Annotated in this window: 4 protein-coding genes and 1 pseudogene; 2 read left to right on the top strand and 3 right to left on the bottom strand. The window is 70.7% G+C overall.

Features of this window, described 5'->3' with window-relative positions:
• Positions 1-663 (top strand): annotated as a pseudogene (locus RIM90_RS30320) (monooxygenase); the annotation flags it as partial.
• A gap of 143 nt (positions 664-806) precedes the next feature.
• Here the strand turns inward: RIM90_RS30320 and RIM90_RS30315 are convergent.
• Positions 807-1,568 (bottom strand): SDR family NAD(P)-dependent oxidoreductase, encoded by a 762-nt coding sequence (locus tag RIM90_RS30315; protein WP_309063945.1) that lies wholly within the window; start codon positions 1,566-1,568, stop codon positions 807-809.
• A 138-nt stretch (positions 1,569-1,706) separates the two neighbouring features.
• Here RIM90_RS30315 and RIM90_RS30310 point away from each other — a divergent pair, with 138 nt between their 5' ends.
• Positions 1,707-2,333 carry a TetR/AcrR family transcriptional regulator gene (locus RIM90_RS30310; protein ID WP_309063944.1) on the top strand — a complete coding sequence of 209 codons (627 nt, stop codon included), beginning with the start codon at positions 1,707-1,709 and terminating at the stop codon, positions 2,331-2,333.
• A gap of 50 nt (positions 2,334-2,383) precedes the next feature.
• On the opposite strand, the gene uidA is transcribed toward RIM90_RS30310, so the two are convergent.
• Positions 2,384-4,174 (bottom strand): beta-glucuronidase, encoded by a 1,791-nt coding sequence (uidA, locus tag RIM90_RS30305; RefSeq protein WP_309063943.1) that lies wholly within the window; start codon positions 4,172-4,174, stop codon positions 2,384-2,386.
• A gap of 92 nt (positions 4,175-4,266) precedes the next feature.
• On the bottom strand, positions 4,267-5,299 hold a 1,033-nt coding region (locus tag RIM90_RS30300; RefSeq protein ID WP_309063942.1), incomplete at its 5' end, for an alpha-L-rhamnosidase C-terminal domain-containing protein.

The following is a 5,299-nucleotide window of genomic DNA, read 5'->3' as shown; positions in this document are numbered from 1 at the left end:
TACGCGTGCAAGCGCCCCACGTTCTCCGACACCTACCTGCAGGCGTTCAACCGCGACAACGTCACCCTGGTCGACACCGCGGACACCCACGGCATCGAGCGGATGACCGAACACGGCGTCGTGGTCGGCGGCACCGAATACGCACTCGACTGTCTGGTCTTCGCCACCGGGTTCTCCGTCGGGGTCTCCGGCATCCACTCCGGGAGGCTACCGGTGCGCGGCCGGGGCGGCGTCCAGCTGCAGCAGGAGTGGGCGAAGAAGGGGCCGCGGACCCTGCACGGGTTCACCAGCAACGGTTTCCCGAACCTGATCCAGCTGGGAGGCGTGCAGAGCGCCAGCAGCGTCAACTTCACGCATGTGCTCGACGAGCACGCCGTGCACGCCGCGGCACTCGTTGCGGCCGCCGAGGCCGAGGGCGCCGTCATCGAACCGTCCCGCGAGGCCGAGGACGCCTGGCTCGCGGTCCTGGCCGAGGACGCCCCCGATCACGAGTGGTTCCACGCCGAGTGCACCCCCGGGTACTACAACGGCGAGGGACGTGGCCGGCCGAACGTGCCGAGCGCCTATCCCCATGGCGCGTTCGCCTTCCATGATCTCCTGAAGCGCTGGCGCGAGGAGTCCATGGACGACGTCCTCGTGGTCAGGAAGGCTGCCGGGGTCTAGGGGGACGGATCGCAACGCGGGGCGGTTCGGGGCCCGGTCGCTGCCGGTCGGGCCCTGTCCCGCTTGCGGTCCGTCAGGGGGTGAGGTGCCGCGCGCTCGCGATGCGGCGGCGCGGCGCCTTGGTGGGCGTGGCCGGCGCCGTGTCAGACGGCGGACCAGCCGTCGTCGACGGGCAGGATCGCGCCGTTGATGTTGCTCGCGGCGTCCGAGGCGAGGAACAGGATCGCCGCTGCCTGCTCCTCCGGCTGTGACACGCGGCCGAGGTTGGCGAAGTGCGGGCCGAGCGCCGTCGGGCCGTGGGCGGCCGGGTCGGCGTTCACGGTGATGGCGGTCGCGGTGCCGCCCGGGCAGACGGCGTTGGCGCGGATGCCCTGCTTGCGGTACATCACGGCGAGGGACTTCGTCAGCCCCACCACGCCGTGCTTGGAGGCGGTGTAGGCGGCGCCCGCCGCGCTGCCGCGCAGGGCGGCCTCGGAGGCGGTGTTCACGATGGCGCCGCGGCCCGCGGCCAGCATGTGCGGCAGTACGGCGCGGGAGAGCAGGAAGGGCGCGGTGAGGTTGACCCGGATGACGCGTTCCCACTCGGCGTCGCCCACGTCGGCCAGGGCCGACATGCTGTCCATGATGCCGGCGTTGTTCACCAGGACGTCCACGCCGCCGAACCGCTCCACCGCCGTCGCCGTCACCCGGTCCACGACGGCCTGGTCGCTCAGGTCGCCGGTGACGGCCACCGCGGTGTTGCCGGCCTGCTCGATCTCCTTGACGACCGCGTCGGCCCCGTCGGCGTTGAGGTCCGCCGCCACCACGCGGTCGCCCTGTGCGGCGAAGGCGAGCGCGGCCGCGCGTCCTATCCCCGATCCCGCTCCGGTGACGATCACGCTGCGTCCGTTCAGACCGCCGGTCATGAAGTGCTCCGTCCAAGAGGTGCCGACGCGGCGGACTCGTGTCGCACCGCACCGGCACCCTACCTTTTATGTCCCTGAGTGACATAAAGTCGTGGTGGAGAATGCGTATGACATGGATCACCGGCGCCGGAGGGGCAGATGACCGCAGCCCGCGGACGGACGGGGCGCCCGCCCCTGACCGAGGAGCGCAAGGCCGCCATCCGGCTGGAGATCGCCCGCGCCGCGGTCGACCTGTTCATCGCCCAGGGCGTCGCCGCGACCACGGGCGAGCAGATCGGACAGGCGGTCGGCGTCTCGGCACGCACGGTGTGGCGCTACTTCCCCACCAAGGAGAGCTGCGTGCGGCCGCTGTTCTCGTCCGGCATCGACACGATCGCCGCCGCGCTGCGGCAGTGGCGCCCCGACGAGCCCCTCCAGGAAGCCTTCGACCACATATGGACCACCGACGCGCTCCTGCCCGGCCCCGACGTGGGCGCCCTGCTCCGGCTGACCCGGACCGAACCGGGCCTGCGCGCGGTCTGGCTGCAGACCCACGACGAGGCGGAACCCGCCTTCGCCCGCGCCCTCGCCGAGCGCGCCGGACTCCCCGCCGACGACGTACGGCCGGCCGTCTGGGCCGCCATGCTCAACGCCGCCCTGCGCGCGGCCGTCGAACACCACGCCTACCGGACGACCGAGCCGGGCACCGACCCCGCGACCGCCCGGGCCGACCTCGCGGCCACCCTGCGCACCGCCCTGACCGTCACGGCGGCCGGCCTCACCTGAAGCCACCGAGACGCGCCTCCGCCCTCCCCCCGCCCTTCTGATGGACACGATCAGCCGGCCGACGGCTTGCGGCCCTCCAGCGGCTTCCAGCGGGAACGCAACGCGTGCGCGGCGGTCTTGGGACGGCGGTCGCGGGTGAAGACGCCCTTCCTGTTGCCGTCGACGCGGTGGATGCCGTTCGAGGTCTGGAAGTCGGCGAAGTTCCACACGTGCTCGCCCACCACGGCGTCGACGCGGTCGAAGGCCCGGTGGTTCGCCTCGAGGTAGGCGAGTTGGTATTCCTCCGTCCACGGCATGTCCCACACCGAGTGCAGACCCGGCAGGGCGTCGGCGCCGTACTCGCTCATGAGGATGGGCTTGTCGTACTTCTCCGCCCAGCCGCGCAGCTCCATGTCCATGTACGTCTCCGCCGTGGCGAGATCACCGGTGGCCACGTACCAGCCGTAGTAGCGGTTGAGGCAGACGATGTCGAAGAGGTCGGCGATACGGTCGTTCTTGTACGTCGCGAACATCACGGTCGCGTAGCTGACGGGCCGGGTCGGGTCGAGCTTGCGGGTGAGCTCGACCAGCGGCTCGAAGTACTCACGCGCCCCGTCCTCGTGGGAGGAGGGCTCGTTGGCGATGCACCACATGACGACGCTGGGATGGTTCTTGTCCCGGTCGATCAGTTCGCGGATGGCCTGTGCGTGAGCGGAGCGGGTGTCGTCGTTGAAGGTCTCCGGGGAGAAGGTGGGCTTGTGCGGGCGCCCGGCCAGCCCGCCCTCGACGGCCAGGTTCAGGCCGACGGCGGCGGTCTCGTCGATGACGACGACGCCGTGCCGGTCGGCGAAGTCGAGGACCTCCTCCGCGTAGGGGTAGTGGGAGGTGCGGAAGGAGTTGGCGCCGATCCATTCCATGAGCTGGAAGTCGTGCACGAGGTAGGCGTCGTCGTGTCCCTTGCCCCGCACGGGTGAGTCCTCGTGCTTGCCGAAGCCGGTGAAGTAGAAGGGTTCCCCGTTGATGAGGAACTCCTTGCCGCGGATCTCGACGGTGCGGACGCCGAAGGGCAGGGTGTAGGTGTCGGTCACCTCGTTGCCGTCGGTGATCTCGGCGACGAGGTCGTAGAGGTAAGCCGCGCCCGGACGCCACGGAGTGATGTCGTCGATGCGCAGGGTGTTGTTGGCTCCCTCGGCGGTCGCCACCTGTGTGCCGTCGGCGTCGAGGACGCGAATACGTACGGGGGCGGACGTGGTGGTCTCGATCGAGTAGTCGACGATCCCGACGGTTCCCTCGAGGCCCGTGGTGACCGTGATGTCGTCGATGTGGACGGCGGGGACGCTGTAGAGCCGCACCGACCTGGCGATGCCGGCGTAGTTGTAGAAGTCGTGCAGGTACTTCTGCGTGCGCCGTCCGTCCTGGGCGACCGTGATCGTGCCCGGCGGGATCGTGACGTTCGTCAGCTCGTTGTTGACCCCGACGGTGACGCGGAACTCCTCGCCCGAGCCGACGAGTTCGGTGATGTCTGCCTCGAACGGCGTGTACCCGCCGACGTGCTCCGCGACGAGGTGCTCATCGACGTACACCTTCGCCTCATGCGTCACGGCGTCGAAGCGCAGCATCACGCGCTCTCCCGCCCAGCCGCGCGGCACCCGCGCCGTGCGCTGGTACCAGACCCAGCCCACGTGGTCGCGGATCGTACTGTCGGTGAACAGATCGTTGTAACTGGCCGGTACGGCGGCTTCGAGCGGCGTGTCGAGCGGGCCGGTCCACGGCTGGGGGCCGGCGCCCGTGGAGATGGCGAACTTCCAGAGGCCGTCGAGGCCGACGAGTTCGCGGGTGGCGGTGCAACGGGGTTTCAACATGGGCGTTCTCCTTCACGGAACGCTCCGGTGCACCTGCGGGCGCACGGGAGCCGTACAGAGCGGAAGCGGTCGGGCGGAGCGGGGAGCGGGACTCAGCGGGTGCTGTCGAGGGCCCGGGTGAAGGCGTCCTCCAAGGCGCCGGTCGTGCCGGGGAACCTGTCGAGTACGGTCCGCAGGGTGGTGCCGGCCGAACTTCTGGCGGCGTAGGAGACCGGGAGCTGCGGCAGGTGCTCGGCGAAGACCTGCTTCACTGCGGCCCAGACCGTGTCGTCGCTGACGAGCACACGCAGCGGGGTGTCCAGGGTGTACCGCGCATGGGGGTCGTACCCCGGCGGCGCGGGATAGGTCCATTTGTGTGTTCCCGCCGTCACCGTGGTCCGGAGTGCTTCCGGGTGGAGCGGAAGCGTGACCGTGGCCTCGGTGCCGGACGGCACGGTGACCTCGACGGTCACGTCCGCGGCGGTGGCCCGCCAGGAGACCCGGACCTTGCCGTGCACGGTGAGGTGCCGCAGCGAGGCGTGGGACAGGCCCGGGCCGGGACGCGGGGCCACGGACATCCGGCGGTAGCCGGGTTCTGTCGGTCTGAGACCACCGACGCTCTGGTGCAGCCAGGCGGTCACGGCGCCCAGGGCGTAGTGGTTGTAGGAGGTCATCTCCGAGGGGTGCCGGCTCCCGTCGGGACGAATGGCGTCCCAGCGCTCCCAGACGGTGGTCGCTCCCTGGGTGACCGGGTGGAGGAAGGAGGGACACCTGGTCTGCAGGAGCATCCGGTAGGCCGCGTCGAGGTGTCCGGTCTCGGTGAGCGCGGGCAGCACCCATGGAGTGCCGGCGAAGCCGGTGGTGATGCGGAAACCGGCTTCGGTGACCAGTTCGGCGAGGCGGGCGCCGGCCTTGGCCTGCTGGTCGGGGGAGAGGAGACCGAAGGAGATGGCCAGGGAGTAGGCGGTGACCGTCTCACCGGCGAGGCGGCCCGAGGGGGTGACGTACTCGCGCCGGAAGGCGGCGCGCACCGCCTCGTCGAGAGACTGGAAGCGACCGGTGTCGTCGTGCTCACCGAGGGCCCGGGCGGCCCGGGCCATCTCGCGGGTCGTCTTCGCGAGGTACGCCTGGGCGGCCAGGTACTTG

The sequence above is a fragment of the Streptomyces sp. genome (assembly GCF_031181555.1).
GTDB classification, from domain to species: Bacteria; Actinomycetota; Actinomycetes; order Streptomycetales; family Streptomycetaceae; genus Streptomyces; species Streptomyces fimbriatus.
This window is presented reverse-complemented; position numbering and strand designations above follow the sequence as displayed.